Origin of the sequence: Phascolarctobacterium succinatutens (assembly GCF_023497905.1) — a bacterium.
In the GTDB taxonomy this organism is placed as follows: domain Bacteria; phylum Bacillota; class Negativicutes; order Acidaminococcales; family Acidaminococcaceae; genus Phascolarctobacterium_A; species Phascolarctobacterium_A succinatutens.
Window position 1 is genome coordinate 1,202,843 of sequence record NZ_CP097284.1, and the last position, 25,674, is coordinate 1,228,516.

Genomic DNA, 25,674 nt, shown 5'->3' on the forward strand with positions numbered 1-25,674 from the left:
CGTTATCACAAACATCCTGTTCAATAAAATTATGGTCATCTTTCATGGTGGCCATTTTTGCATTATGGCCGATTTTCCGAATTATTTTTAGTTAAAACTGAAAAATGTTCACTAATATGCCTATATTTATCGCTATCCATATTGGATAAAACGCCGAAGTGTGTTAAAATAGAAACATAAATAGCAAGTATTCACCTCGAAAAAATTACATTGGAGGCCGTGTATATGAGTAACATTAGAAGACTTTTTGTAGAAAAGAAGGATGCCTTTGCTGTCGAAGCACATGGCTTGCTTGCAGATCTGCGCAACAACCTTGGTATGAGCAATCTTACCGGTATGCGTATCGTTAACCGCTATGACGTGATGGGCCTGAGCGATGAGGAATTCGCTATGGCTAAACAGCTGGTGCTGTCCGAGCCGCCTGTCGATAATGTCGTAGAAGAGGAGCTGCCGCTGGCTGCAGGCGAGGCTGCCTTCGCCGTAGAGCTGCTGCCCGGTCAATACGACCAGCGTGAGGATTTTGCCGAACAATGTATCCAGCTGATTACCCAAAAGGAGCGCCCGATGGTTGCTGCTGCTAAGGTATATGTGCTGGAAGGCAAGCTGACTGCGGAAGAAGTCGAAAAAATCAAGGCTTACTGCATCAACCCGATTGAAGCGCGTGAGGCTGAGCAGGCTAAACCCGAAACCCTCATCAGCACCTGCGAGGAGCCGGAAAAGGTTAAATCCGTTACCGGTTTCCTGACCATGTCCAAAGAAGAAGCGGAAGCACTGCGCCAATCCATGGGCCTGGCTATGAGCCTGGACGACCTGCTGTGGTGCCAGAAATACTTCAACGAAGAACACCGCGAGCCTACTATTACCGAAATCCGTGTGCTGGATACCTACTGGTCCGACCACTGCCGTCATACCACCTTCATGACTCAGATTGAAGATGTAGATATCGTTCCCGGCACCTTTACCCAGCCTGTACAAGAGGCTTATGACAAATACATGGCTGCCCGTGACGAGGTTTACGGTGAAGACACCGAGCGTCCGGTAACCCTGATGGACATTGCCGTAATCGGCATGAAGAAGCTGCGCAAGGAAGGCAAGCTAGCTGACCTTGACCAGTCAGAAGAAATCAATGCATGCTCTATCGTTGTGCCTATCGAAATCGACGGCAAGACTGAAGAGTGGCTGGTAATGTTCAAAAACGAAACCCATAACCATCCGACCGAAATCGAACCGTTCGGCGGCGCTGCAACCTGCCTCGGCGGTGCAATCCGCGACCCGCTGTCCGGCCGTTCCTATGTATATCAGGCTATGCGTGTAACCGGCAGTGCTGACCCGCGCACCCCAATCAGCGAAACCCTGCCCGGCAAGCTGCCTCAGCGCAAGATTACCATCGGCGCAGCTGCAGGCTACAGCTCCTACGGCAACCAGATCGGTCTGGCAACCGGCCATGTACAGGAATACTATCATGATAAATTTGTTGCGAAGCGTATGGAAATCGGCGGCGTAATCGGCGCTGCTCCCCGTAGCGCAGTTCGCCGTGAGCGTCCCGCTGCCGGCGATATTGTAGTGCTGCTGGGCGGCAAAACCGGTCGTGACGGCTGCGGCGGTGCAACCGGTTCCTCTAAGGAGCACACCGTTGACTCCCTCATGAGCTGTGGCGCAGAGGTACAGAAGGGTAATCCTCCAACCGAACGCAAAATCCAACGTTTGTTCCGCAACCCTGCCGTAACCGCAATGATCAAACGCTGCAACGACTTCGGTGCAGGCGGTGTATCCGTTGCTATCGGCGAGCTGACCGACGGTCTTGTTATTGACCTAGATAAGGTTCCCAAGAAATATGAAGGCCTGGACGGCACCGAGCTGGCTATCTCCGAATCTCAGGAGCGTATGGCTGTTGTTATCGCTGCCGCTGACCGCGACGCCTTCATCAAATATGCTGACGAAGAAAACCTGGAAGCAACTGTTGTTGCCGACGTTACCGAAGAACCGCGCCTGGTTATGTTCTGGCGTGGCGATAAAATTGTTGACCTGTCCCGCGCTTTCCTCGATACCAACGGCGTTGCACAACACACCAATATCGTAGTAAGCGAAGAAAAAGAGGACAACGTATTCGAGCAGGTTCCTGCCGAAGTAACCTCCGCTGCTGACCTTGAAGCTGCATGGCTGGCTAACCTAGGCCGTCTGAATGTCTGCAGCGAAAAGGGCCTGTCCGAGCGTTTTGACAGCACCATCGGCCGTGGCACCGTAATGATGCCGTTCGGCGGCAAAACCCAGCTCACTCCGAGCGAGGGTATGGTAGGCCGCATCCCCGTACTGCACGGCAACACCACCGCAGCAAGCGTAATGGCCTGCGGCTACAACCCGAACGTTGCTTGCTGGAGCCCGTTCCATGGCGCTATGTACGCTGTAACCGAATCCGTAGTTCGTGCCGTAGCTCTGGGTGCTGACCCCGCTAAGCTGCGCCTGACTCTGCAGGAGTACTTCCCGAAACTGCATGATGCCAACAGCTGGGGCCAGCCGTTCAGCGCACTGCTGGGCGCCTTCACCACACTTGATGCTCTGGACCTGCCGGCAATCGGCGGCAAGGACAGCATGAGCGGTACCTTCATGGATAAAACCGTTCCGCCGACACTCGTTTCCTTCGCAGTAGGCGTAATCGACGGCAACAAGGCTGTATCTGCCGACTTCAAGGCAGCAGGCGACAAGGTAATCTTCCTGTCCTGCCCGCGCAATAGTGCAGAAGTACTGGACTTTGCAGTGCTGAAGGAAAACCTGACCGCTGTACACAAGGCTATGGAAGCAGGCAAGATTGCTGCTGCTGCCGCTGTTAAAGAGGGCGGCGTAGCTGCACTGGTAACCACCATGAGCCTGGGCAACGAGCTTGGCTTTGAATTTATCAAACCGTTCCACGATACCGACAGCCTCTTCACTCTGCAGCCAGGCGGCATGGTCCTCGAGCTGGCAGCCGGCGTAGAACCGGAAGAGCTGTTCGAAGGTCTGGATTACATGCTGCTCGGCCACACTACTGCCGAAGCAGGCATCACCATCAACGACACCAAGATTGACGCTGAGAAAGCCTTTGCCGCATACCGCGAGCCGCTGCTGGGCATCTTCCCGGACGGCACTCCGAAGGCAGAAGAGCCTGCTGACATCGCTATGCCGCTGTACAAGAGCGAGCTGACTTTGACCGCTCCGGTGAATATCGCCAAACCGCGCGTATTCATCCCCGTATTCCCCGGCAACAACTGCGAATACGACAGCGCCCGTGCTTTTGAAGCTGCAGGTGCCGAAGCTAACACCTTCATCGTGCGCAACCTTACCGCTGCTGCTATCGAAGAATCCGTAGAAGCAATGGTTAAATATATCAACAACTCCCAGATTGTGATGATTCCAGGTGGCTTCAGCGCCGGTGACGAGCCTGACGGCAGCGGCAAGTTCATCGCTACCATGTTCCGCAACCCGCGCATCAAGGAAGCAATCAGCGACCTCTTGGAAAACCGCGATGGCCTGATGCTGGGTATCTGCAACGGCTTCCAGGCATTGATTAAGCTCGGCCTCGTTCCGTACGGCGATATCCGCGATATGACCAGCGATGCACCGACACTGACCTTCAACAACATCGGCCGTCATATTTCCCAGATTGTTACCACCAGAGTTGTTTCCAACAAATCTCCGTGGTTCAGCCTGTGCGAACCAGGCGAAGAGCATGCTGTTGCCGTATCCCACGGCGAAGGCCGCTTCTACGCTCCGGAAAGCACTATCAAAGAGCTGTTCGCTAACGGCCAGGTTGCTACCCAGTATGTAAATGCTCAGGGCGTACCGACCATGAACACTCCGTTCAACCCGAACGGCAGCCTGTATGCTATCGAAGGCATCACCAGCCCCGACGGACGTATCCTCGGCAAGATGGGCCACAGCGAGCGTTTTGCTCCGGGCCTGTTCCGCAACATTGCGGGCGACAAGGATCAGAAGATTTTCCTGTCCGGCGTAAGCTACTTCAAATAAGCTGAGGCTTAAAACTGACACAATAAAACGCTCTGCTGACCGCAAGGTTGGCAGAGCGTTTCTGTATATGTTTATATGTATATTATTGCTGTCGCAGAAAACCGTACAAACGCAGGCCGGGCATGATATGTACCTAGTTTTCTGGACACCGCTAAAAATTTGAATAATTATATTTACATCATGGATGCTTCTCTGAATTTAGAGGGAGGCATCCATTTTGTTTTAGCTTGAATTCTTTTGTTGTTATAATAATCGATGTACTCAGCTATAGCGTTTGAAAAAGATTCAAACGAAGGGTAATCTTTTTCAAATCCGTAGAACATCTCGTTTTTTAATCTGCCAAAGAAAGTTTCCATAATACAGTTGTCATAGCAGTTACCTTTCCTAGACATTGATTGAATGATTCCGTGCTTTTGCAATTCATTCCTATAAAATGCATGCTGATATTGCCATCCTTGATCTGAGTGCATAATAAGACCTTTTACAGAAGGAAAACCTTTAAATGCCTTTTTCAGCATGTCCTTTATTTGCGCCATATCTGGATGTAGAGAAAGATTGTAAGAGATTATTTCATTGCTGTTCATATCCAAAATCGGAGAAAGATAACATTTGCCCCAAGGCAGATTGAACTGCGATACATCGGTTGTCCACTTTTGCAAAGGTTTTTCGGTATTGAAATCTCGATTGATGATATTATCAGCAACTTTGCCAACATCGCCTTTATAGGAGTGGTATTTTTCCTTGGGACATTTTCCAAACAAGGTAAGCTGATTCATGATTCGTTGGACACGCTTGTGATTTACTCGAAAACCTCGATTCAGAAGCTCCTTATGTACGCGCCTTACACCATATCGCTTTTTGTTCTCGTTGAAGATAACAATAATTTCGGATGATAAGTCGGCATTTCGTTCGCTAACTTTATCTGTCTTGCTAAGCTCGTAATAGTACGTTGAACGCGACAGTCCAATCGCATCCAGCAAATAATTCAGTTTGTAACCTTCTTCACGCAGTTTTTGGACGAGCGCAGCTTTTTCGCCTTGAGTTGCGCTGCGCATCTCTCTTCTCTCAAGGCAATCTCTTTTTTTACAATAGCAATCTCCGCTCTCAAGCGCTCATTTTCTGCTCTGAGCAGAATCATTTCTTCTCGTTCTGATGGAGTAAGTTCTGCCGGCTCTATTTTTTTCTTCATTTCAGGCTCCTTGGGTGGTCGTCCTTTTCGTTGTGCGACCAATCCCTGATACCCTTTAATTTTATAGCATCTAACCCACTGATACAAGAGTCCAGCGTTAATTCCTGCAGAAATAGCTGTTTCCTTATTTGACGCACCAGCTAATACTTTGGCTACAAGTTCATATTTCTCTTCTGCTGACCAAGTTTTTCTCTGATTTTTATGTCTTAATGCTTCTGGACCACATTTATCTTCTATCCGAACCCAAACTCGGATTGTATTGTGGAAATTTTTTTCTGTTATATCTTTAGGCGTTTCAGGCCATTTACCTTGTCGATATAATTCTACACACTGTCTTTTGAACTTATAGCTGTATTTCATTAAAATACCCCCAATACTGGGTGTCCAGTATTGGGGGTACATATCAGCAAGCCTTTGCGCGTGTACGGTTTTTGTTATGATGTACGGTTTAGACGATTATGCTATAATATACATATAACAAATGAGTGGAGGCGTATACAATGCTAGGTGCAATTATTGGCGATATTGTCGGTTCACGTTTTGAATGGGATAATTACAAAGCGAAGGATTTTGAGTTTTTTACTAATGACTGCTTTTTCACAGATGACAGCGTAATGTCTTTGGCGTTATGTGAGGCGCTTTTGGAGAGCAAGCCTGATTTCAGCGATTTGCGCGAGCAGGCTGTAGCAAAAATGCGTGCTTTTGGTGAGGCATATCCTGATGCCGGTTATGGCAGAACCTTTTCCTGCTGGCTTTATTTTGACGACCCGCAGCCTTATAACAGCTATGGCAATGGTTCGGCAATGCGCGTGAGCGGTGTTGTTTATGCTACGAATACCCTAGAGCAGGTAAAACAGCTTTCGCTGATGGTGACGGACGTGACGCACAACCATCCGGAAGGCATCAAGGGAGCGGAGGCAACTGCTGTGGCAGCATTTATGGCCAAGCAGGGCGCAACTATGCAAGCCATCAGGGATTATATTAATGCCAACTATTATCCTATGGACTTCACGCTCGACGGTATCCGCGATTCCTATATGTTCAACGAAACCTGCCAGAATACCGTACCGCAGGCATTGATGGCCTTCTTTGAGTCGACAAGCTATGAAGATGCTATCCGTAATGCTATTTCTATCGGCGGTGACAGCGACACACTGGCAGCAATCACCGGTGCGGTAGCAGAATGCTACTACGGCATACCACAAAAACTACGGGAGCAGGGTATGAGCTATCTGGACGAAAGACTGCTTGGTGTATTGCGCGCTTTTGAAGCAAAGTATCCGCCGAAGGTTGCGGAGTTATAAGTGCAACACAAAAACCGTACAGCCCCAAAGCCTTATGCAGCAAGGGGTTGTACGGTTTTGTACGGTTTGTACGGTTTTTAGTGAGCGCTCAGCCCTTATAGAAAAAATAGCTGATGACTGCTACCTGCAGAAAGAAAATGAGCGGTACGCCGAAGATAAACTTCAAATGCTGTGTCTTATGGCGGAAAAGCTGCATGGCGATAAATGCGCCTGCGCTGCCGCCGAGCGCTGCCAAAAACAGCAGCACTATTTCCGGCACACGCCAGCTGTGCAGCTTGGCGAAGGCTTTATCTGCACCGTAGACGACAAAGGCGGTGCAGTTGATGAAGATCAGGTAATAATATAAAAAACTGTGCATGGTTCATACCCTCACTTTCTCCTGTTCAGCTGAAGCTTTACTCCAGCAGCTTGGCGATATCCGGCAGGGGAGCGACGCTGCGCTTTAAAATGCCGTGCATATAGGCAATAGCAATGCCGTAGTTGGTCATGGGGACGTTCTGCGCTGCAGCACATTCGCTGCGGCTTTGCATTTCGCGTTCGTTGAGCATGCAGCCACCGCAATGCACTACAAGTTTATATTGTGACAAATCCTCAGGGAATTCCGTGCCGCTGCTGAAGCAGAATTCAGGCTCCGCTTTGGTGAAGCTGCGAATCCAGCCGGGAAGCTTTACTGTGCCGATGTCCTGACATTGGCGGTGGTGTGTGCAGCCCTCGCTGATGAGTATCTTATCGCCATCCTGCACTGTATCGAGCACACGCACTGCCTTCACGGCTGCGCTGAGCGTGCCCTTGTAGCGCGCCATGAGGATGGAGAAGGAGATGAGCGGAATGGTGGGCGGCACAATTTTGCTGACTACGCCGAAGGCTTGGCTGTCGGTTACAACGAGCTTGGGCGGGAAGGCGAGGCGTGCCAGTGCTTCCGCCAGTTCGCTTTCCTGCACAGTTACGGTAATGCCCTTGTTGTCGAGCACGTTGCGCAGTACCTGCTGCTGCGGCAGTATCAATCTGCCCTTGGGGGCGGCGCTGTCAATCGGCGTTACGAGCACTACGATGTCGCAGGGCTTAATCAAATCGCCAAGCAGCTGGCGTTCTACCTCACGCGGGCGCAAAGCAGCGATAGCCTCCTTCAGCTCGTTGATGTTACGGTTGGTGATGGCGCTGACAAGGAAGCATTGCTTAGTGAGCTTCATGGCCTCCATAGTGAGCAGTGCCTGGCGCATTTCGTCTAACAGTTCTACTTTGTTCAGCACAAGGATGGAGGGCAGTTTTTTCGCCTGCAGCTGCTGCCACAGTGCTTTATCCGCTTCGCTGAGGCCAACACTGGCATCTACTACGAGCAGAGCGATGTCGCACTTATTCAGCACCTGCTGAGCCTTGGCGATGCGCTGCGCGCCCAGCTCGCCTTCATCGTCGAGGCCGGGGGTATCGATAATCATTACGGGGCCGAGGGGCAAAAGCTCCATAGCCTTATATACAGGGTCGGTAGTGGTGCCCTTTTGTTCGCTGACAATGGCAAGCTCCTGACTGGTGATAGCGTTGATTAGGCTAGACTTGCCGGCATTACGCTTGCCGAAGATACCGATGTGGATACGCTCGGCAGCGGGAGTTGTATTCAATGACATAGTGGGTTCTCCTTTTTATGTAGATGAAATTGTGATAATCACATGGTATATCAAAGCTAAGATTTATGAATATGGGAATGGAATGTCGCGTAAGGAATAAAAATTACAGCGAATGAGTGTCTGGAACCACAGAAGGGGCGCAATGTCTGAGCGCTATGCAAACTCATATTGCAGAATCTCTTGGCTTCGCGCGAGTTTTGCGCCGCTTCGTCTTGGTTCCACACGAAATGAGTGGCCGTAATTTTTCCTGCCTGAAGGGACATTTTGTTTCCCGTAGTAAGTATTCTTGCTGATAGCCATATTTCCTGCATTAGGATAGCAAAAAAGGCTGCAGCACTTTCGCACTGCAACCTCATTGTTGCAAATTATTTTACAAGCTCCATTTTGGGGTTAGGATTGTATTTACGGCCGGCCTTAGCGCAGTCCTTGCCATCAACCTTAACGATATCCGCAGTATAGTTGATGTTGCCGTCGAAGAAGGAAGAACCTACTGCATAGGTATCAACAGGCACGCCCATTTCCTCAAAGGCTGCTACGCGCTCAGCGTCAAAGCCGCCGGAGGCGATAATCTTAACGTGGTTGAAGCCCTCGGCATCCAGCGCACGGCGAACGTTGCAAACCAGCTCCTTGCAAACACCGGTCGGCTTAAAGGTACCAATCTGAGTCCACAGGCTCTTGTCAACCATGCTGCCGGAGGTATCCAGACGCACACCTGCGAGCTTTTTGCCCAGCTTGCGGGCCACAGCCAGAGAAGTGTTTACGCAGTCGTTGTCAAAATCAACCAGAGCGATACGTGCGATAGACGGATCAACATATTTATCGAATGCTTCGGTAGCAGCGACAGTGTCACCCTTGTAGGAAGCAATCAATGCATGGGGGATAGTACCCAAACCCTTGCCGCCTGCTGCCAGAGCATTGGCATCGGTAGAGAAGCCGTGGATGCCGCCAACCAAAGCTGCATAGCCGTCGGATTCCTGAGTCTGGTAAATATCATAACGTGCAGGGAAGAAAAGCACCGGCTTGCCGTTGGCAGCCTTCACTACGCGGCGAACATTTGTAGCAATGCGGCTCTGGCGTGCCAGAATACCCAGATAGATGGTTTCCAGATGCGCAAAGTCGGCATAATCGCCTTCGATAGTCATAACGGTTTCCCACTCGTCAACCTCTTCGCCGTCACGCAGGGAATGAATTTCGATAGTTTCCGGATGGAAAGCGCATTGACGGATCAGAGCAATGACCTCGTCGGTACCGCAAACAACAACATGGTCACGGGCGAACACCTGCATCAGCACACGCGGATGATAATTATCACCGTTTAAGATTTCTTCGGAACGCATAAAATATGCGTCAGTATAATAACCTTCTTTAATTTTTTCTACAGGAAAGCTAAAGCTTTCAACAGGTCTTCTTGTAGTCATTTGATGAGCCTCCCAAAAATTTCTCACGAATTTTACTCTTTGCGAGAACATTAACTATTGATTGTAGTTAAAAATATGATACAATATAAAGGCTATGATAGCAAGCTTTTTTCGCAAAAAAATTCCGATTAGCTATATTTCCGATACAATATAGATGGTGATACATATGCACGAAACACGAAAAAAATATACTGTGCTCCTGCTTTCGGCACCCATAGGCTCGGGACACAGGCTGGCAGCCGAAGCGCTGGAGCAAGCCTTAGCCGACCGTCCGGAGGTTGAGGTCATCCACGGCAACATCTTCGACTTCTTCCCGCAGTTTCTGGGCAAGGTCTTTCTCGGCACCTACCTGTGGATTTTAAAATGCTGCCCCTGGCTTTATAAGCTGGCCTACAGCTGGGGCAACAAGCAGGGCGGCTCTTTATGGATGCGTGAGCTTTTAAACCGCCTGTTGGCGTGGTTAGGAGGCAGCTACCTGCGCAGCGTACAGCCTGATGCGGTAATCGCTACGCACGCTACACCCGCAGGCATCATCGGCTATTACAAAAAGCAGCATCCCAAGCTTTGGCTCGGTGCTGTAGTGACCGACTTTACGATTCACCGCTGGTGGGTTTGCGACGGTGTGGATACCTATTTTATCGCCGACGAGCTGCTGCGTGACAAGCTCGCTACCGATGCCGACATTCAGGCTACGGGCATTCCCGTGCGTCAGCAGTTTATGATTAAGCATGACAAGCAGAAATGCCGCGAGTTCTTCGGCTGGGACGAAACCGAACGCGTCTGCCTGCTGATGGGCGGGGGCGAGGGCCTGCTGCCGATGGCCGAGATAATCACGGCACTGCAGCGCGCCGCTCTGAAAAACCTGCGCGTTGTTGCTGTCACAGGCCACAACGAAGCGTTAGCGGCACATCTGCAAGCCAAATACGGCGCTACTGCCGAAATCTACGGCTTCCGCGAGGACGTACCACAGCTCATGGCCGGCGCTGATATGATTATCACCAAGGCCGGCGGTTTAACCTCTGCCGAGGTGCTGGCGAGCGGACTGGACCTTTTAATCTACAAGCCGCTGCCGGGGCAGGAGGAGGGCAACGCAGCTTTCCTGCAGCAGTATTGCGGCGCTCTGGTAGCACGTTCTACCGACGAGCTGGTGCAGCACATCAAAAACAGCACGGTAAGCCCGCGTGAGGCAGCAGCCTGCAGTGAGCACGCACATCCTTTGGCAGCACAGCAGATTGTCGACTACGTTATGCAAAGACTGCAAAAATAATTTTCGGACTCCTTCGGATGAGGGAGTCCTTTTGTTGTATATAGGCCGATGTTTGGGCCTTTTCGTGAAGAATTTGCCCCGCATTTGGCTGACAATTTCTTCTATTGTATAATTAATTTACTTGACCAATACGAATTTCATCATTATAATGTAAGAAAATCGCATATTATGAAGGCTGTGGCATGTAGTTCCGCTCTGACTGCATAATCATGTATTTATTACAGGAGGAGTGTGACCTTATGGATACCACCTTATACCTTGCCGCTGTCTGCGCTGTTGTCCCCGGTCTGGGACGCAGCAGAATACCTGATCTGATTAACGCTCTGGGCAGTGCCCGCGCTGTTTTTGAAGCGAGTGCCGCCACGCTTACGGCAACCGGCCTCTGTACGCCGCGAGCAGTGCAAAGCTTTATCAGCAACCGTGATGCGCGTCTGCCGCAAAGGCTGGATTACTTCTGCCGTCACAACGGCGTGCAGATACTGGCCTATACCGACGCTGCCTATCCGCAGAGCCTGCAGCAATTAAGCGACAAGCCCTTAGTTTTGTACGTCAAGGGCAAGCTGCCGCAGGCAAATTATGCTTTGGCCATCGTCGGCTCACGACGCTGCAGCGAATACGGCGTGCGTGCCGCAGGCTACTTTGCCAAGACGATGACGCGCGAAGGCATACCGATCATCAGCGGCGGTGCCAAGGGCATCGACACGGCGGCACACGAGGCCTGCCTGCAGGCCGGAGGTACGACGGTGGCAGTATTAGGCTGCGGGTTGGATATTGTCTATCCGCCCGAAAACGCCAAGCTGTTCGCCCGCATTACCGAGCATGGAGCACTGGTAACGGAATATCCGCCGGGAGTTCCGCCAGCAGCGGCAAATTTTCCTGCGCGCAACCGTATCATCGTTGGTCTGTCGCAGGCCGTACTGGTAGCAGAGGCAGGCAAGCGCAGCGGCGCTGTAATTACGGCGAATATCGCTGCCGACGAGGGACGTGAGGTATACTGCGTACCGGGGAATATTTTCGACGGCGGCAGCATAGGCTGTCATGAGCTTATCCGTACCGGTGCCAAGCTGGTAGATATGCCACAGGATATTTTAGACGATAAAAGAAGTTGGCAGCAGGCGATGAACCGCTGCATAACCCAGCCGAGTATATTTGATTGTGCGCCGCAGGAACCAAAGCCTGCGCCCGCACCTGTCACAACGGAATTAGGAGCGAAGCTGCTTGCGCTTTTGCAGGCAGGAGCGCTTTCTTTAGAAAAGCTGACGGAGCAGAGCGGAGCCGCTTTTGCTGCCGTGAGCATGGAGCTGCTTGACCTGCAGGCCGCCGGACTGGTGGCGACAGACCAGGCGCAGCGTTACTACCGAAAGTAGGAGGAACATAAATGGCAAAGACTCTGGTTATCGTGGAATCACCTACGAAATCCAAGACTATCGAAAAATTTTTAGGCAAAAACTATACTGTAAAGGCTTCTATGGGACACTTGCGCGACCTGCCGAAAAGCACCCTAGGTGTAACCTTTCTGCCGGACGAGGAGCATGCAAACGAATTTGAGCCGAAATATATCAATATCCGCGGTAAAGGCGATTTAATCAAAGCGCTGAAAACAGAAGCAAAAAAAGCCGACAAAGTTTTACTGGCAACTGACCCTGACCGCGAGGGTGAAGCAATCAGCTGGCATCTGGCTTTTATTCTGGGCATCGACCCGACATCTGCCTGCCGCATTGAATTTCATGAGATTACCGCTGCCGCTGTCAAGGACGCTATCAAGCATCCGCGCTGCATTGACATGGATATGGTTGATGCACAGCAGGCACGCCGCATTTTAGACCGCATCGTAGGCTATCAGCTGAGCCCGCTGCTGTGGCGCAAAATCCGCAAGGGTCTGAGCGCCGGCCGCGTACAATCCGTTGCTACCAAAATCGTTGCTGACCGCGACCGTGAAATCGAAGATTTCGTACCGGTAGAATACTGGACGTTAAGCGCCAAGCTGCGTGAAGGCAGCAAGGGACAGCTCTTTGAAGCGGAAGCAGTAAAATACAAAGGCAAAAAGCTGGAGCTACACAATGAGGCAGAGGCCAGAGCAGCGGAAGAAGCGCTGTCCAAGGCCGATTACATCGTGAGCGACGCAGTAAAGAAGGAACGCAAGCGTCACCCCGTACCGCCGTTTACTACCTCCAGCATGCAGCAGGAGGCCAACAAAAAGCTCAACTTCAGCGCCAAAAAGACCATGATGCTCGCACAGCAGCTTTATGAAGGCGTATCCCTGGGCAAAACTTCCGTCGGCCTGATTACCTACATGAGAACCGACTCCGTGCGTCTGGCAGAGGTTGCCATTGCCGAAATCCGCGACTATATCAAGCAAAACATCGGCAGCGAATTCTGCCCGGCGAAGGAAAACCATTACAGCACCAAAAAGAACGCTCAGGACGCACATGAGGCGATTCGTCCGACCAGCGTCATGCGTACCCCGGCCGAGATGCAGAAGTACCTCACCAATGACCAGCTGAAGCTGTATACGCTCATCTGGAACCGCGTTGTTGCCAGTCAGATGACGGACGCTGTTTATGATGTTACCACCCTGACGATTGATGCCGCCGACTACCAACTGCGTGCAACAGGCTCCGTACTGAAATTCCCGGGCTTCTTGCAGCTGCACAGCAAATATGACGATAAAGAAAAGGACTCCAAGGTTCCTTACGTTGAACCCGGCAGCAAGCTGCTGCTTTACAAGCTCATGCCGGCAGAGCAGCACTTCACCGAGCCGCCTGCGCACTTCACCGAAGCAACGCTTATCAAAGAGCTGGAGGAGAAGGGCATCGGCCGCCCCAGCACATTTGCACCTACCATCGTTACACTGCTTACACGCGGTTACGTTGTCAAAGAGGCCAAAAAGCTGCTCGTTACCGAGCTTGGCATTATGACCGTAGATATGCTCACCGAATATTTCAAGGGACTCATCAACATCGGCTTCACCGCCCAGATGGAGGAAAAGCTGGATGAGGTTGCCGAGAAGAAGCACACCAAGGACGAAGTTCTCAGCGAATTCTATGGTCCCTTCAAAAAGGATCTGGACCACGCAGGCGTGGCTATTCCTATTGTCGAAATCCCGCTGGAGGTCTCCGACGTTCCCTGCGACAAGTGCAACGACGGCACCATGATGGTTATCCGCGAGGGACGCTTCGGCAAGTTCCTGGCTTGCCCCAACTTCCCCAAATGCCGCAATACCAAACCCATTCTGCACCCGATTGGTGTAAAATGTCCTAAGTGCGGCGCCGATATCCTCGAACGCAAGAGCAAAACCGGTAAGGTATTCTATGGCTGCGAAAAATATCCCGAGTGCGATTACACCACCTGGGATAAACCGCTTAACGAAAAATGCCCGGACTGCGGCGCTATGATGGTAGAGCACGTTGAACGCAACGGCAGCAAGCGCAAGTTCTGCAGTAACCCGGAATGCTCCAAGGCAAGACCGGTATATGCTTCCAAAACCGCTGCAGCAAAGACTACGGAAGCTAAAACCACCGCAACCAAGAAAACTACGGCGGCTAAAAAGACTACCGCTAAGAAAACTACTGCTACCAAAACCACTGCAGCAAAAAAGACTACAGCTACTAAAGCTACTACCGCTAAAAAAACCGCTACTGCAAAGAAAACAACCGTAACGAAAAAAACTACTACAACTAAGAAAGGCAGCAACGAATAAATGACTATCTCTCCTGTACATGTAATCGGTGCGGGTCTGGCAGGCTGCGAAGCCGTTACCCAGCTCACGCGTCACGGTATCCCTGTAATCCTGCACGAAATGCGTCCCGTAAAAAGTGACGGAGCACATAAAACCGCATATTTTGCCGAGCTTGTATGCAGCAACTCCCTGCGCGCAGCCAACATTGAAAACGCTGTCGGCCTGCTGAAGGAAGAAATGCGCCGTTTAGGCTCCCTCATCATGCAAAAAGCTGATGAGCATCAGGTGCCTGCCGGCGGCGCTCTGGCTGTTGACCGCGACGGCTTTGCCGCTGCCGTAACCGAAGCAGTGAAGGCCAATCCGCTCGTTACCGTTATCCACGAAGAAGTGACCGATCTTGAAAGCCTCGAAGGCACTGTCATCGTAGCCAGCGGCCCGCTGACCAGCGACGCGCTTTTCGCCGATATCAAAAAGCTGCTGCAGGCTGATTATCTGCACTTCTTTGATGCGGCAGCACCGATTGTTACCGCCGATTCCCTGGACTACGACAAGGTTTACCGTGCGTCCCGCTACGACAAGGGCGGCGCCGACTACCTCAACTGCCCCTTCTACACAAAGGAGGAATACGTTGCCTTCTGGGAAGCTCTCTGCAATGCGGAAAGCGCTCCCGTTAAGGATTTTGAGCATGATGTATTTGAAGCCTGCATGCCTATCGAGGAAATGGCTGCAAGAGGCGAGGACACCATGCGCTTCGGTCCGCTGAAGCCTGTAGGGCTCATTGACCCGCGCAACGGCAAAGAAGCCTACGCAGTAGTACAGCTGCGTCAGGATAACGCCGCTGCCTCCCTTTATAATCTGGTAGGCTTCCAGACACACCTCAAATGGCCGGAGCAAAGACGTGTTTTCGGCATGATTCCCGGTCTGGAGAACGCAGAGTTCGTCCGTTTCGGCGTAATGCACAAAAACACCTACCTGAATTCGCCGCAGCTTTTGGATAAGCACTTCAACCTGCGCAATAACAAGCGCTTCTACTTTGCCGGACAGATGACAGGCGTAGAAGGCTACGTTGAATCGGCAGCCTCCGGACTGATGGCCGGTTTAGCTGCTGCCAGAGCGGTATTGGAGCTGCCGGAGGTAGAATTGCCCGAGGTAACTGCGCACGGAGCATTGGCCAACTACATCAGTAACCCGGCGATAGAAAACTTCCAGCCGATGAACATCAACTTCGGTCTCATTCCGCCGCTCACTGTACGCATCCGCAAGAAGAGAGAAAAGAACGCTCAGATTGCAGCACGCGCTTTGGAAGCATTGGACGGCTTTCTGCCTGCACTTAAAACTGAACAGGCGTAAATTTTCGCCTGTTATCTCTGAAATATGCTGAAAAAGCCAAAAATATTTTTAGAGAAAGACAATATGTGTCCTCCCTCTATGGTAAAATTTGCTTATAGCTAGTGGCAAAACGTTTGCTTAAGAGAATGATTGTGCTATAATTAGCTTAAAGAGATTTTCTTGCAGCAACCGCTTTGCAAATTTCATGGCAGGGAGGAACTAATAATGACAGATTTACGCATCGCAAAGGATCGTTTGCTCTATATGTATTCGCGCCTGGTAGACGGCAAAATGCTCTACAAGAAGGAGGAGGCCCAACGCTTCGGCTGCTCCTTACGCTCTATTCAGCGCGACATAGAAGACCTGCGGTCCTTTTTACATGAGCAGAACGAAGCATCAGGCCTGGTGCAGGATTTGGTCTACAACCAAAAGCTCGGCGCTTACCAGCTTGTACCGCCATCACGCAATCTGCTGTCCAACGAGGAGGTTTTCGCCACGCTCAAAATACTGCTCGAAAGCAGGGCGTTCACCAAAAAGGAGCTGTATCCGATTCTTGATAAGCTGATTGACTGCTGTATCCCGAAAACGGAGCAGCAGCGTGTGAGCGAGCTTATAGGCAATGAAAAGCTGCTTTATGTAGAACCGCAGCACAAGGATAAGTTCCTGAAGAAGATGTGGGAGCTTAGCGGCGCTGTGCATGAGCATCTGGAAATAATCATTAACTACCGCCGTACCGACGGCGTTCTGGTGCAGCGCAGACTGCAGCCCGTAGGCATCATGTTCTCCGAATTTTACTTTTATCTGGCAGGCTTCATTGTGCCCAAGGAGAAGGAGGAGCTCAAATTCGAGATAGAAAACGATCCCTTCCCGACTATCTACCGCATCGACAGAATCAACAGCTTTACCGTCACCGAAACGCATTTCGCCGTTCCGTATTCCAAGCGCTTTGAGGAGGGCGAGTTCCGCAAGCGCATCCAGTTTATGTACGGCGGCCATCTGCAGCGCCTGCGCTTCCTGTTTAAAGGCGGCAGCTACGAGTACATTCTTGACCGCCTGCCGACCGCCAAGGTGGTAGAGGAGGGCGAAAACGGTACGCTTATCGAAGCGGAGGTTTTCGGCAAAGGCATTGATATCTGGCTGAAAAGCCAGGGCGAGCTGATTGAGGTTATTTCCAGACAGGAGATACCGGTAAACTAAGCGCAAAATTCATTTTCGCAAAAAATATCTAAAAATTTCTCAAAAAATTTTTTAGGATAGCCAATTTCTGGCTATCCTATTTTTTATAATAAGATTATGCTAAGACATAACGCAAAAGCAAAACTGATTGCCGGCACGTTTTTCAGGAATGCACCTGTATTTACTTTGGCAAGCGGTATCAAGGCAGTCTTCGCACTTTTTTTACATGAAGAAATGCCGGAAATACTGTAAGCTATAATCAGTAACTCAAACTTCGCACACGGAAAACATCCCGTATGCCTTGATAAATCAGCTTGAACTGAATGTCGAAAGCCATTCACGCACACTTCTGTGCACGCAGACGACTCATCCAAAGAGCGGGCAGATCGTTCAGGAATCGTTCCAAGAGCGATTCGACCAGCAAGACTTCTGACGGATATTCTGCCCGAAGCTGCTCCGCAAACTCCTGCAACACGAGGCGAAGCGCTTCCATGTACTTCAAGTCCGGAAGCTCATCAAGCCCCAGATAGAAGAGCTCGCCGAGGCTTCGCCCATCCGTGTTCTCACGTTCCTCGACAGCCAGGAGCATATATCGTGTGCAGACGACGGCGACATGCGCCGTCATCGCATCGTAGGAGACGGAACGACAATCCTTGCCGAGCCGCAGGTAGGACTTGCACGCTTTGAAGAACACCTCGATGCCCCAGCGCTTCCCGTAGAGCTGGATGACTTCTTCCTCCGAAAGCGAGAGGTCTGTCGTGACGAGGACGAGATAATCCTTCCGCTTGTTGCGGTTCCGCACGAAGACCAATCGCACAGGCACGAGGGATTCTCCCTGTTTCGTCGCGACAGCATCGACGGACAGGAGGTAACGCGAGCGTCCGCGGCGTTTCTTGTGTTCCTTGTAGATGGCCTTGACGTTCGAGATCTTCCCTTCGCAGGGGTAGCGCACCTTCTTGCTCTTCTTTGCCATAGCGGTGACGTCATAGCCGAGGTCATGGATGGCTTTCAGCGACGACGGCGAGCAGAACCATGTGTCGAAGAGGACGTACTGCGCGGGGATTCCTGTCGCCTTGACCTCCTGCAACAAATTGAGGACGACGGCTGGCGCTTCCATCTGCGCGAGCTTGCGCTGCTTTCCGCCGTTGCTTCTTGCATCGACGGATGCGCTGGCCTCATTGAGCCGGTTCTTTTCCTTCGAGGTTGAAAGAAGGCAGAACGTGAGTGGCAGGAACGTGTTCCCGTCCGTCCAGCCGAGGACGAGCAAGCGGAAGCCCTTCGTATAGCGGCGGCTCACATGGTCGTAGACGTTCGCCAAGAGTTCCACGCGCTTGGAACGCGAGCGGCTGAAGAGCGAATCGTCGACGACGATGGCACAACGCCGGCCGGCATCCGTCAGCGGCTTGATGGTTTCGTTGATGATCCGCGCCGCAAGAAGCAGCGTGAACTTGCGCCAGTTCGTGTGGCAGGAGTTCAAGAAGCGGTAAGCCGTGTCCTTGCCGAACGGCAGCGAATCCTCGTGAAGTCGGCGCTGCATATAGAGCGAGCGGTTCTCGAAGATGATGCTTACGAGCACGAGGAAAACGAGAATGGAGGAAAATCCTTTGAGCTTGCAAGCGTTGGCCGCGCGCAGAATCTGGCCGACATGATAACGACGGAAGAACGCCGAAGTTTTCTTCGAGATGGATTCCATCTGCTGGGTGGTTTGTGATATACTTTTCATAGCATGAGCCTCCGGTGCTTGGTATGTTTTTGAGCCAACATAATTATACCAAACTGGCAAGACTCATGCTATTTTTCTGTTTACAAAGCCTGGACTTTCAAGGGGTGCAGGGGATTTTTACCTGCGAAGTTTGAGTTAATTATACTAAATTGGTGCAGTTCATGCTATTTATTTTGCTACAAACATAGATTTCACAAGGCTTTACGGGTGCTCAGCACCTGCGAAGTTTGAGTCAGTAAGAAGTAGAGGAGTGGATGATATATGTATTGCGAAAAGTATGTAGAAATGGGCAGAAAAATACGTTATTACAGAATCATGCAGGAGCTGGGGCAGGGGATGCTCGCAGAGCAGATAGGCATTACTCCGCAGTATTTGAGCAAAATCGAGCACGGCAGCGCGCGCCCGAGTATGGACCTGGTATTCCGCATCGCCGATAAGCTGCAGGTGAAGGTGTCGCACCTGCTGGAGTCCTGCTGATACTTTATTTTTCCTCCTTTTTGTGGTACAATACCCATGTAATTGCTTCTGCTCGAGGCAATTAACAGCGTGACTGCCCCAAGGCAGCATACATGTAAGGAGGCAATTTAATATGAACGAGCAAAACAGCGTTTTAAACATCATTGGCAAGGTAAGCGGATTTTTATCCAAGTACATCGCCGTCGTGATTTTAATCACCTCTGCGGTTGCTTTCACCCATACGCAAAAATTCATGTGGATTCCGCAGTATACCGCTCTCTTCCTAGGCACGGCAATGTTCGGCATGGGCCTGACCATCAAGCGCGAGGACTTCCAAATCGTCTTTTCCCGACCTAAGGAGGTTATTTCCGGCTGTATCCTGCAATACACCATCATGCCATTGGCAGCCTATTTTCTGGCTGTAGTGATGAATCTTGATACTGATATCGCTCTGGGCGTTATCCTCGTAGGCTGCTGCCCCGGCGGTACTGCCAGCAACGTTATTGCCTACATCGCTAAGGGTGACGTTCCCTTATCCGTGGGCATGACCATCACTTCGACCTTGATTGCACCGCTGGTAACACCTGTGCTGGTGTACCTGCTGGCAGGCTCCTGGGTTGAGGTAAGCTTTATGGCTATGGTGCTTTCCGTAGTGAAGATTGTGCTGCTGCCTGTGCTTGCAGGTATCATATTAAACAGCCTTTTCCACGAAACCATCGTCAAGCTGGGCGGTATTCTGCCGCTGGTTTCCGTTGTAGCGATTGTAACCATTATCGACGGTATCGTTGCTGTTAACGCTGCTAAGCTGATGAGCTGCGGTCTGATCGTTATGCTGGCTGTTGTCCTGCACAATGGCATCGGTATGGCTCTTGGCCTGGCCATGGCGCGTCTGATGAAGGTATCCTACGCTAAGGAAACCTCTATCGCTATTGAAGTTGCAATGCAGAACAGCGGTCTGGCGCTGGCACTGGCAACCGCAAACTTCGCCGCTAATCCGCTGGCTACACTTCCGGGCGCAATTTTCAGCATATGGCATAACGTTTCCGGTTCTATTTTCGCCAGCTGCCGCATTAAAGAGGTAGAAGAAAAGCAAAAGCTTGAGCTTAAGGAACATGCAATAGCAAAATAAGCAAAAACTAAAGGCACTACTGTGAGCGCAGTAGTGCCTTAATTATTTGTATTGCGTAGGGCAGGGGAGCCTACATATTATTTTTTACTTTTATTATCCAAACCGAAAAGCATTTCCATAGGCTGCTCCGGTGCTTCTTTAACCGTTGCGCCTGTGCTGAAGCCAGGCATTTCCGCCTTGGTCAGCTCAATTTTTCCGTATTGGCGCTCATAATCATCAATAACCCATTTCAAAATCTGTTCGATTTCCTTGTTGACCGAACGGCCATTTATCTTTGCCAAATGCTTCATCTTATTCATGATAATAGGATGAATGCGCAGTGTAAAACGTGCTTCTTCCATCAATATTCCCTCCAGGTCTTCCTATTCTACTAATTATTATAGGCAAGAACAGCGCTTTTGGCAAGGAGATAATCTTTTTTAGCAACAGCTAACTGTTTTTACAAGATTTTCAGACAATAGATATGCAAATATGTTATAATAAATACCATAGTGTAAATTTTTAGGAGGCAACAATGACTTTAGCAATAAATGCCGTATACCACGGCTTTAAGGTTTTACAAGCACAATTTGTAGATGAAATCAGCTCCCAGGCATATATCATGGAGCATATCAAGAGCGGCGCACGCCTTTTGTACCTTGCTAACGATGACGATAACAAGGTTTTTTCTATTTCCTTCAGAACTCCGCCTGCAGATGATACAGGTGTAGCACATATTCTGGAGCATTCCTCTCTTTGCGGCTCCCGCAAATATCCCTTAAAGGAGCCCTTCGTAGACCTCGTCAAGGGTTCTCTGAACACCTTTTTGAACGCTATGACCTTCCCGGATAAGACCATGTATCCCGTTGCCAGCCGCAACGATAAGGACTTCCATAACCTGATGGACGTATATCTGGACGCTGTGTTCTATCCTTCCTTCTACCAAAACAGATACACCCTGCGTCAGGAGGGCTGGCATTATAATTTGGACAGCCTCGACGGCAAGCTGAGCTACAACGGCGTTGTTTATAACGAAATGAAGGGAGTATATTCTTCGCCGGACGCATATCTGGAAAACGAAGCAATGAAGGCTCTGTTCCCTGACAACTGCTACCGCTTTGAATCCGGCGGCTATCCGGACGCTATTCCGCAGCTGACTCAGGAAAAATTCGAGCAGTTCCACAAAACCTATTACAGCCCGGAAAACAGCTATATCTATTTATACGGTGATATGGATATCGACGCTACTTTGGAATATCTCGACAGCGAATATCTGAACAGCTTTGAGAAAACCGGTACTGTTGATTCCGCTATCGCAGAGCAGCAGCCCTTGCCGCGTACTGCGGATATCGAAGCCTTTTATCCGGTTGGAGCAGAGGAGGACTGCACTGCCAAAACATATCACGAGCTTTCTATCGTAACAGGCAAGGCAACCGACCTGCAGACTAGCATGGCTCTGAGCCTGCTGAAAAGCACCCTGCTGGACAGCGAATCCTCCGCTCTGCGCCGTGCGCTGATGGATGCAGGCGTGGGCCAGATTATCAACGGCGGCTATACCTCCAGCATGTATCAGCCGGTATTCTCTATCCGTGCCAGCGGCAGCGAGAAGGACTTGCGCGATAAATTTATCAGCGTTATCTATAAAACACTGCAGGACATTACCATCAACGGCATTGACAAAAAGCTGTTGGAGGCCAACATCAACTCCATGGAATTCAAGCTGCGTGAGGCAGATTTCGGCGGCTATCCCAAAGGACTGATTTTGGGCATCGGCGTTATGGATAACTGGCTGTACGACGGCAATCCGATTGAAGGCCTCTGCTACAACAAATATCTGGCAGCTCTGCGCGAGGGCCTGAAAACCAATTATTACGAAAGCATCATTGAAAACTATCTGCTGGACAACACCCATAAGGTGCTGGTAACCCTGCTGCCGCAACCCGGCAAGGAGGAGGCAGACCAGGAGGCCGCTGCTGCCAAGATGAGCGCTATCAAGGCACAGATGAGCCAGGAGGAGCTGCAGCAGCATATCGACGAATGTGCCGAGCTGCACCGCCTGCAGGCTACTCCCGACAGTGAGGAAGCCCGCGCAACCATCCCTGTACTGAAGCGCAGCGACATCAGACAGGAGGTAGAGAAGATTGAAACGCAGGAGGAAGAGCTGGGCGCAAGCCATTTGCTGTATCTTCCGCGCAACACCAATAAAATCGCTTATACCAGCTTCTATTTTGATATTACCGATATCGAAGCCGAAAAGCTGCCTCTGTGCTATCTGCTCACAGATATCATGGGCAAGTTCAACACCGAGCGCTACAGCTATCAGGAGCTGGCAACCAACGCCATCATGTATACCGGTGGTATTGCGTTCGCTGTACGCGCCTTCACCGAAGCAGAATCTACGGATAATTATAAAATTTACTTCTCCACCAAAGGCAAATGCCTCACAGATAACCTGCCGAAAATGCTGGATATCCTGCAGGCTATTGCTTTGGAAAGCAAGATGGACGATCTGGAGCGCTTCCGCGAGCTGGTGTCCGAGCTGAAAACCGATTGGGACGACAACTTCTTCAACCGCGGTCAGACCGTTGCTATCACCAGACTGTTCTCCTATTGCTCTGCCGGCGCACGCGTCAACGAGCAGGACGAATTCAGCTATTACCAGTTCCTCAAAAAGCTGACCGATAACTTCGACGAGCTGGCACCGCAGGTACTGGAGCAGTTGCGCCTGTTAATCAAATGCTTCTTCCAGAAGAACCGTTTCTTGCTCAGCTACAGCTGTGACGTAAAAGAGCAGGCAGCAGTAAGACAGCAGTGCCTTGATTTCATCAGCAAGCTGTCTGATGCAGAAGCAGGGGAGAAGGCTGAGATTCTGCCCGTAGGCACCGTTAACGAGGCTATTGCTACCGCAGGTAAGGTACAATACGTTGCTGCAGGCGGCAACTTTGCAAAGCACGGTCACAAATACGTGGGTGCGATGGCTGTACTGGAAACCATTCTGAGCTATGAATATCTCTGGACCAAAATCCGTATTCAGGGCGGCGCTTACGGTGTTACTGCACGCTTTGAGCTGAACGGCGTAGGCGTGTTTGCATCCTACCGCGACCCACAGCTGCCGAAAACTCTGGAGGCTTACCAAGGTCTGGCAGAATGGCTGAGAAACGAAGAATTCCCCGAACGCGAGCTGAACAAGTACGTTATCGGTACCATCAGCACGATGGATAAGCCCCTGACCAACAGCATGCGTCTTGACAAGGCAACCGCACAATATCTGAAGCACGTTCCCGTTGAGCTGCGCCAACGCATCCGCAACGAAATCCTGCAGGTAAGCAATGCAGACCTGCAAGCACTGGCTAAGGTAGTAGAGGACATGCTCAGCGACGGCCTGATCTGCGTAGTCGGCGGCAAGCAGCCTATTGAAGCTAATAAATCTTTGTTCAACAATATCATCAATGCGTAAATCTGTACGCTAGTAAATTTACGCTAAGGTTAATAAAAACCCGTGACGTCCGAAGGGAGTCACGGGTTTTGTCGTACATAAAAGTGCTATAAGGTTAATCTGACTCGCCGTTCTGCGCTTTTTTAACAAGCTCCTGATAAGCGTTATAAACGCCGCTGTTGAAGCAGGTAAGCACAACACTCATGCCATAGTCGGCGTTGGCATTAATCCATTCGGTGCAGGTCAAAAGAGCGATACGGGCAGCCTCGTCCACAGGATAAGCATAAGCACCGGTAGAAATCGCCGGGAAAGCAATGCTGTGCAGATGATGCTTGCGCGCCAGTTCCAGGCTGTTCTTGTAGCAGTCGGCCAGTTCCAGTCTTTGTTCAACCTTACCGTTATAAATAGGGCCTACGGTATGAATAATGTAGCTTGCAGGCAGATTATAGCCATAGGTAATCTTGGCAGCACCAGTCGGGCAGCCGCCTAAGGTTTTGCATTCTTCCAGAAGCTGCGGTCCTGCAGCGCGGTGGATAGCACCATCAACGCCACCACCACCTAAAAGCGTACTGTTGGCAGCATTAACAATCGCGTCGCAGTCCAGCGTAGTAATATCACCGCGCCAAACGGAAATAGCGTTCTGTGCCTTGTTCTTTTGGGCATCAGCCAACAGCTCCTTGAGCATTTGGTTCTGAATATTGAAGGGAGCTGGGGAAGCAGGGTTAAAGATAATGCCCGCAATACCGTCCATTTGCAGGATTGCTTCAAAGTAGTTGACCAAAGGGCGGCTGATAACATTGCAGGGCTCGCCCTGCTCGTAGGCCTCTTTGCTGCTGAAAGCAGTCATATATTCCAAGCCGCTGTCCGTAGTCTGCGTCTGCAGCAGCAGCTGTCCCTCCGGCGCATCGGCAGCAGTAGGAATGAGCACTTCGGCACCTTCCTGCAGCACAATGCTGACTGCATGCAACAGCTTCACCAGATTCGCCTCGCTCTGGTCCGCAGCAAAGAATTGCTGGGCGTTCATGATAATATCATTAGATGGATGTAACATAAGCGTCATCTCCTTATAAAAATCGTTTACACACATTCATAACTATAATATATAACAAAAAAACAGCTCTGTAAAGAGCTGTTTTTTGTATTTGACGCTAAAGTGACATCATTTTACATGCATTTTACAGTCAGGCTATTAGAGCATACGGAATACAGAAATAACCTTGCCAAGCACCTTAATGTTGTCAGAACCAACAATAGGCTCATACTTATCGTTCTCCGGCTGCAAACGCACACTGCGCAGCTCGCGGAAGTAACGTTTAACGGTGGTTTCCTCACCGTCAATCAAAGCAACAACAATATCGCCGTTATTAGCAAAATTCTGCTTACGCGCAATAATGTAGTCATGATCAAGAATACCTGCGTTAATCATGCTGTCACCGCATACGGAAAGCATGAAAACATCATCGTCGCAACCAATCAGGTCACGAGGAATAGGATAGGTCTCTTCAATGTTCTCGACAGCAAGAATAGGAACACCTGCAGTAACCTTGCCAACCAGCGGTACCGGAACAAGGAGCTTGTTTCTCCAGGCATCGCTCTCGCTCATCAGCTCCAGAGCACGCGGTTTGGCAGCATCACGCTGAATGAAGCCATACTCCTGCAGCTTCTTCAGATGATTATGCACACTGGCACTGGAGGATAAACCCACAGCTGCACCGATTTCGCGTACAGCAGGTGGATAACCCTTATGATTAATAAAAGTACGGACGAATTTCAAAATGTTACGTTGGCGTTCAGACAACATATCTTCGGTATAGTTGCCATCAAAGTCCGGCGGGAGTGCTTTTCTTCTTCCCATTTTAGACCCTCCAATCATGTGTTTATAGTTAGCCTTATACAAATTATAACAGATAAAAGTAATTTCGTCAAACAGCAGTGCGCACGGTTGTTAATCTAACATAAAAAACA

General features: G+C 50.4%; 19 protein-coding genes and 1 pseudogene. 10 read left to right on the plus strand and 10 right to left on the minus strand.

Annotated elements, in window-relative coordinates; genetic code table 11:
• Positions 1-225: 225 nt before the first annotated feature.
• Entirely contained in the window at positions 226-4,002 is a 3,777-nt protein-coding gene (locus M5E81_RS05735; protein WP_249747004.1) for a phosphoribosylformylglycinamidine synthase, read from the plus strand.
• A 173-nt stretch (positions 4,003-4,175) separates the two neighbouring features.
• Here the strand turns inward: M5E81_RS05735 and M5E81_RS05740 are convergent, their stop codons facing one another.
• Positions 4,176-5,057, minus strand: a complete 882-nt coding sequence (locus M5E81_RS05740) for an IS3 family transposase (RefSeq protein ID WP_249747005.1) — start codon at positions 5,055-5,057, stop codon at positions 4,176-4,178.
• Complete coding sequence (locus M5E81_RS05745; protein WP_249747006.1) at positions 4,988-5,551, minus strand: transposase; 564 nt, start codon at positions 5,549-5,551, stop codon at positions 4,988-4,990. The genes M5E81_RS05740 and M5E81_RS05745 overlap by 70 nt, the downstream gene beginning before the upstream one ends.
• A 140-nt stretch (positions 5,552-5,691) precedes the next feature.
• Here M5E81_RS05745 and M5E81_RS05750 point away from each other — a divergent pair, with 140 nt between their 5' ends.
• Positions 5,692-6,495, plus strand: coding sequence for an ADP-ribosylglycohydrolase family protein (locus tag M5E81_RS05750; protein WP_249747007.1), 804 nt, complete (start codon positions 5,692-5,694; stop codon positions 6,493-6,495).
• 88 nt (positions 6,496-6,583) lie between these two features.
• On the opposite strand, the gene M5E81_RS05755 is transcribed toward M5E81_RS05750, so the two are convergent.
• The 3 genes from M5E81_RS05755 to M5E81_RS05765 form a co-directional block, all read right to left on the minus strand.
• Positions 6,584-6,853 carry a DUF1294 domain-containing protein gene (locus M5E81_RS05755; protein WP_009144596.1) on the minus strand — a complete coding sequence of 90 codons (270 nt, stop codon included), beginning with the start codon at positions 6,851-6,853 and terminating at the stop codon, positions 6,584-6,586.
• A gap of 37 nt (positions 6,854-6,890) precedes the next feature.
• Positions 6,891-8,117, minus strand: coding sequence for a [FeFe] hydrogenase H-cluster maturation GTPase HydF (gene hydF, locus M5E81_RS05760; RefSeq protein WP_249747008.1), 1,227 nt, complete (start codon positions 8,115-8,117; stop codon positions 6,891-6,893).
• Positions 8,118-8,482: 365 nt separating this feature from the next.
• Positions 8,483-9,535 (minus strand): nicotinate phosphoribosyltransferase, encoded by a 1,053-nt coding sequence (locus M5E81_RS05765; protein ID WP_249747009.1) that lies wholly within the window; start codon positions 9,533-9,535, stop codon positions 8,483-8,485.
• A 166-nt stretch (positions 9,536-9,701) separates the two neighbouring features.
• On the opposite strand from M5E81_RS05765, the gene M5E81_RS05770 reads away from it, so the two are divergent.
• From M5E81_RS05770 to M5E81_RS05790, 5 genes are all read left to right on the plus strand, one after another.
• On the plus strand, positions 9,702-10,802 hold the full coding sequence (locus M5E81_RS05770) for an MGDG synthase family glycosyltransferase (protein WP_249747010.1): 1,101 nt from the start codon (positions 9,702-9,704) through the stop codon (positions 10,800-10,802).
• Between the two features lie 239 nt (positions 10,803-11,041).
• Positions 11,042-12,169 (plus strand): DNA-processing protein DprA, encoded by a 1,128-nt coding sequence (gene dprA, locus M5E81_RS05775; RefSeq protein ID WP_249747011.1) that lies wholly within the window; start codon positions 11,042-11,044, stop codon positions 12,167-12,169.
• Positions 12,170-12,180: 11 nt separating this feature from the next.
• Positions 12,181-14,502 (plus strand): type I DNA topoisomerase, encoded by a 2,322-nt coding sequence (gene topA / locus M5E81_RS05780; RefSeq protein WP_249747012.1) that lies wholly within the window; start codon positions 12,181-12,183, stop codon positions 14,500-14,502.
• On the plus strand, positions 14,503-15,831 hold the full coding sequence (gene trmFO / locus M5E81_RS05785) for a methylenetetrahydrofolate--tRNA-(uracil(54)-C(5))-methyltransferase (FADH(2)-oxidizing) TrmFO (protein ID WP_249747013.1): 1,329 nt from the start codon (positions 14,503-14,505) through the stop codon (positions 15,829-15,831).
• 204 nt (positions 15,832-16,035) lie between these two features.
• The gene (locus M5E81_RS05790; protein WP_009144605.1) at positions 16,036-17,007 is read left to right on the plus strand and encodes a helix-turn-helix transcriptional regulator; all 972 of its coding nucleotides are present in this window, start codon (positions 16,036-16,038) and stop codon (positions 17,005-17,007) included.
• A 316-nt stretch (positions 17,008-17,323) separates the two neighbouring features.
• Here M5E81_RS05790 and M5E81_RS05795 read toward each other — a convergent pair whose 3' ends face one another.
• A complete protein-coding gene (locus M5E81_RS05795) occupies positions 17,324-18,709 on the minus strand; it encodes an IS4 family transposase (RefSeq protein WP_249747014.1) in 1,386 nt (461 codons plus the stop codon).
• A gap of 261 nt (positions 18,710-18,970) precedes the next feature.
• On the opposite strand from M5E81_RS05795, the gene M5E81_RS05800 reads away from it, so the two are divergent.
• Both M5E81_RS05800 and M5E81_RS05805 read left to right on the plus strand, forming a co-directional pair.
• Entirely contained in the window at positions 18,971-19,186 is a 216-nt protein-coding gene (locus tag M5E81_RS05800) for a helix-turn-helix domain-containing protein (RefSeq protein ID WP_009144606.1), read from the plus strand.
• Positions 19,187-19,298: 112 nt separating this feature from the next.
• On the plus strand, positions 19,299-20,294 hold the full coding sequence (locus M5E81_RS05805; RefSeq protein WP_249747015.1) for a bile acid:sodium symporter family protein: 996 nt from the start codon (positions 19,299-19,301) through the stop codon (positions 20,292-20,294).
• Positions 20,295-20,371: 77 nt separating this feature from the next.
• On the opposite strand, the gene M5E81_RS05810 is transcribed toward M5E81_RS05805, so the two are convergent.
• Positions 20,372-20,635 (minus strand): Arc family DNA-binding protein, encoded by a 264-nt coding sequence (locus tag M5E81_RS05810; protein WP_009144608.1) that lies wholly within the window; start codon positions 20,633-20,635, stop codon positions 20,372-20,374.
• A gap of 173 nt (positions 20,636-20,808) precedes the next feature.
• Between M5E81_RS05810 and M5E81_RS05815 the strand changes: the two genes are divergently transcribed.
• Complete coding sequence (locus M5E81_RS05815; protein ID WP_249747016.1) at positions 20,809-23,730, plus strand: insulinase family protein; 2,922 nt, start codon at positions 20,809-20,811, stop codon at positions 23,728-23,730.
• A gap of 94 nt (positions 23,731-23,824) precedes the next feature.
• Here M5E81_RS05815 and M5E81_RS11425 read toward each other — a convergent pair whose 3' ends face one another.
• From M5E81_RS11425 to lexA, 3 genes and pseudogenes are all read right to left on the minus strand, one after another.
• Positions 23,825-24,394 carry an O-acetyl-ADP-ribose deacetylase gene (locus M5E81_RS11425; RefSeq protein WP_419720857.1) on the minus strand — a complete coding sequence of 190 codons (570 nt, stop codon included), beginning with the start codon at positions 24,392-24,394 and terminating at the stop codon, positions 23,825-23,827.
• 6 nt (positions 24,395-24,400) lie between these two features.
• Positions 24,401-24,796: pseudogene (locus M5E81_RS11430) on the minus strand (SseB family protein); the annotation flags it as partial.
• A 102-nt stretch (positions 24,797-24,898) separates the two neighbouring features.
• Positions 24,899-25,564 carry a transcriptional repressor LexA gene (lexA, locus tag M5E81_RS05825; RefSeq protein ID WP_050787083.1) on the minus strand — a complete coding sequence of 222 codons (666 nt, stop codon included), beginning with the start codon at positions 25,562-25,564 and terminating at the stop codon, positions 24,899-24,901.
• Between the last annotated feature and the right edge of the window lie 110 nt (positions 25,565-25,674).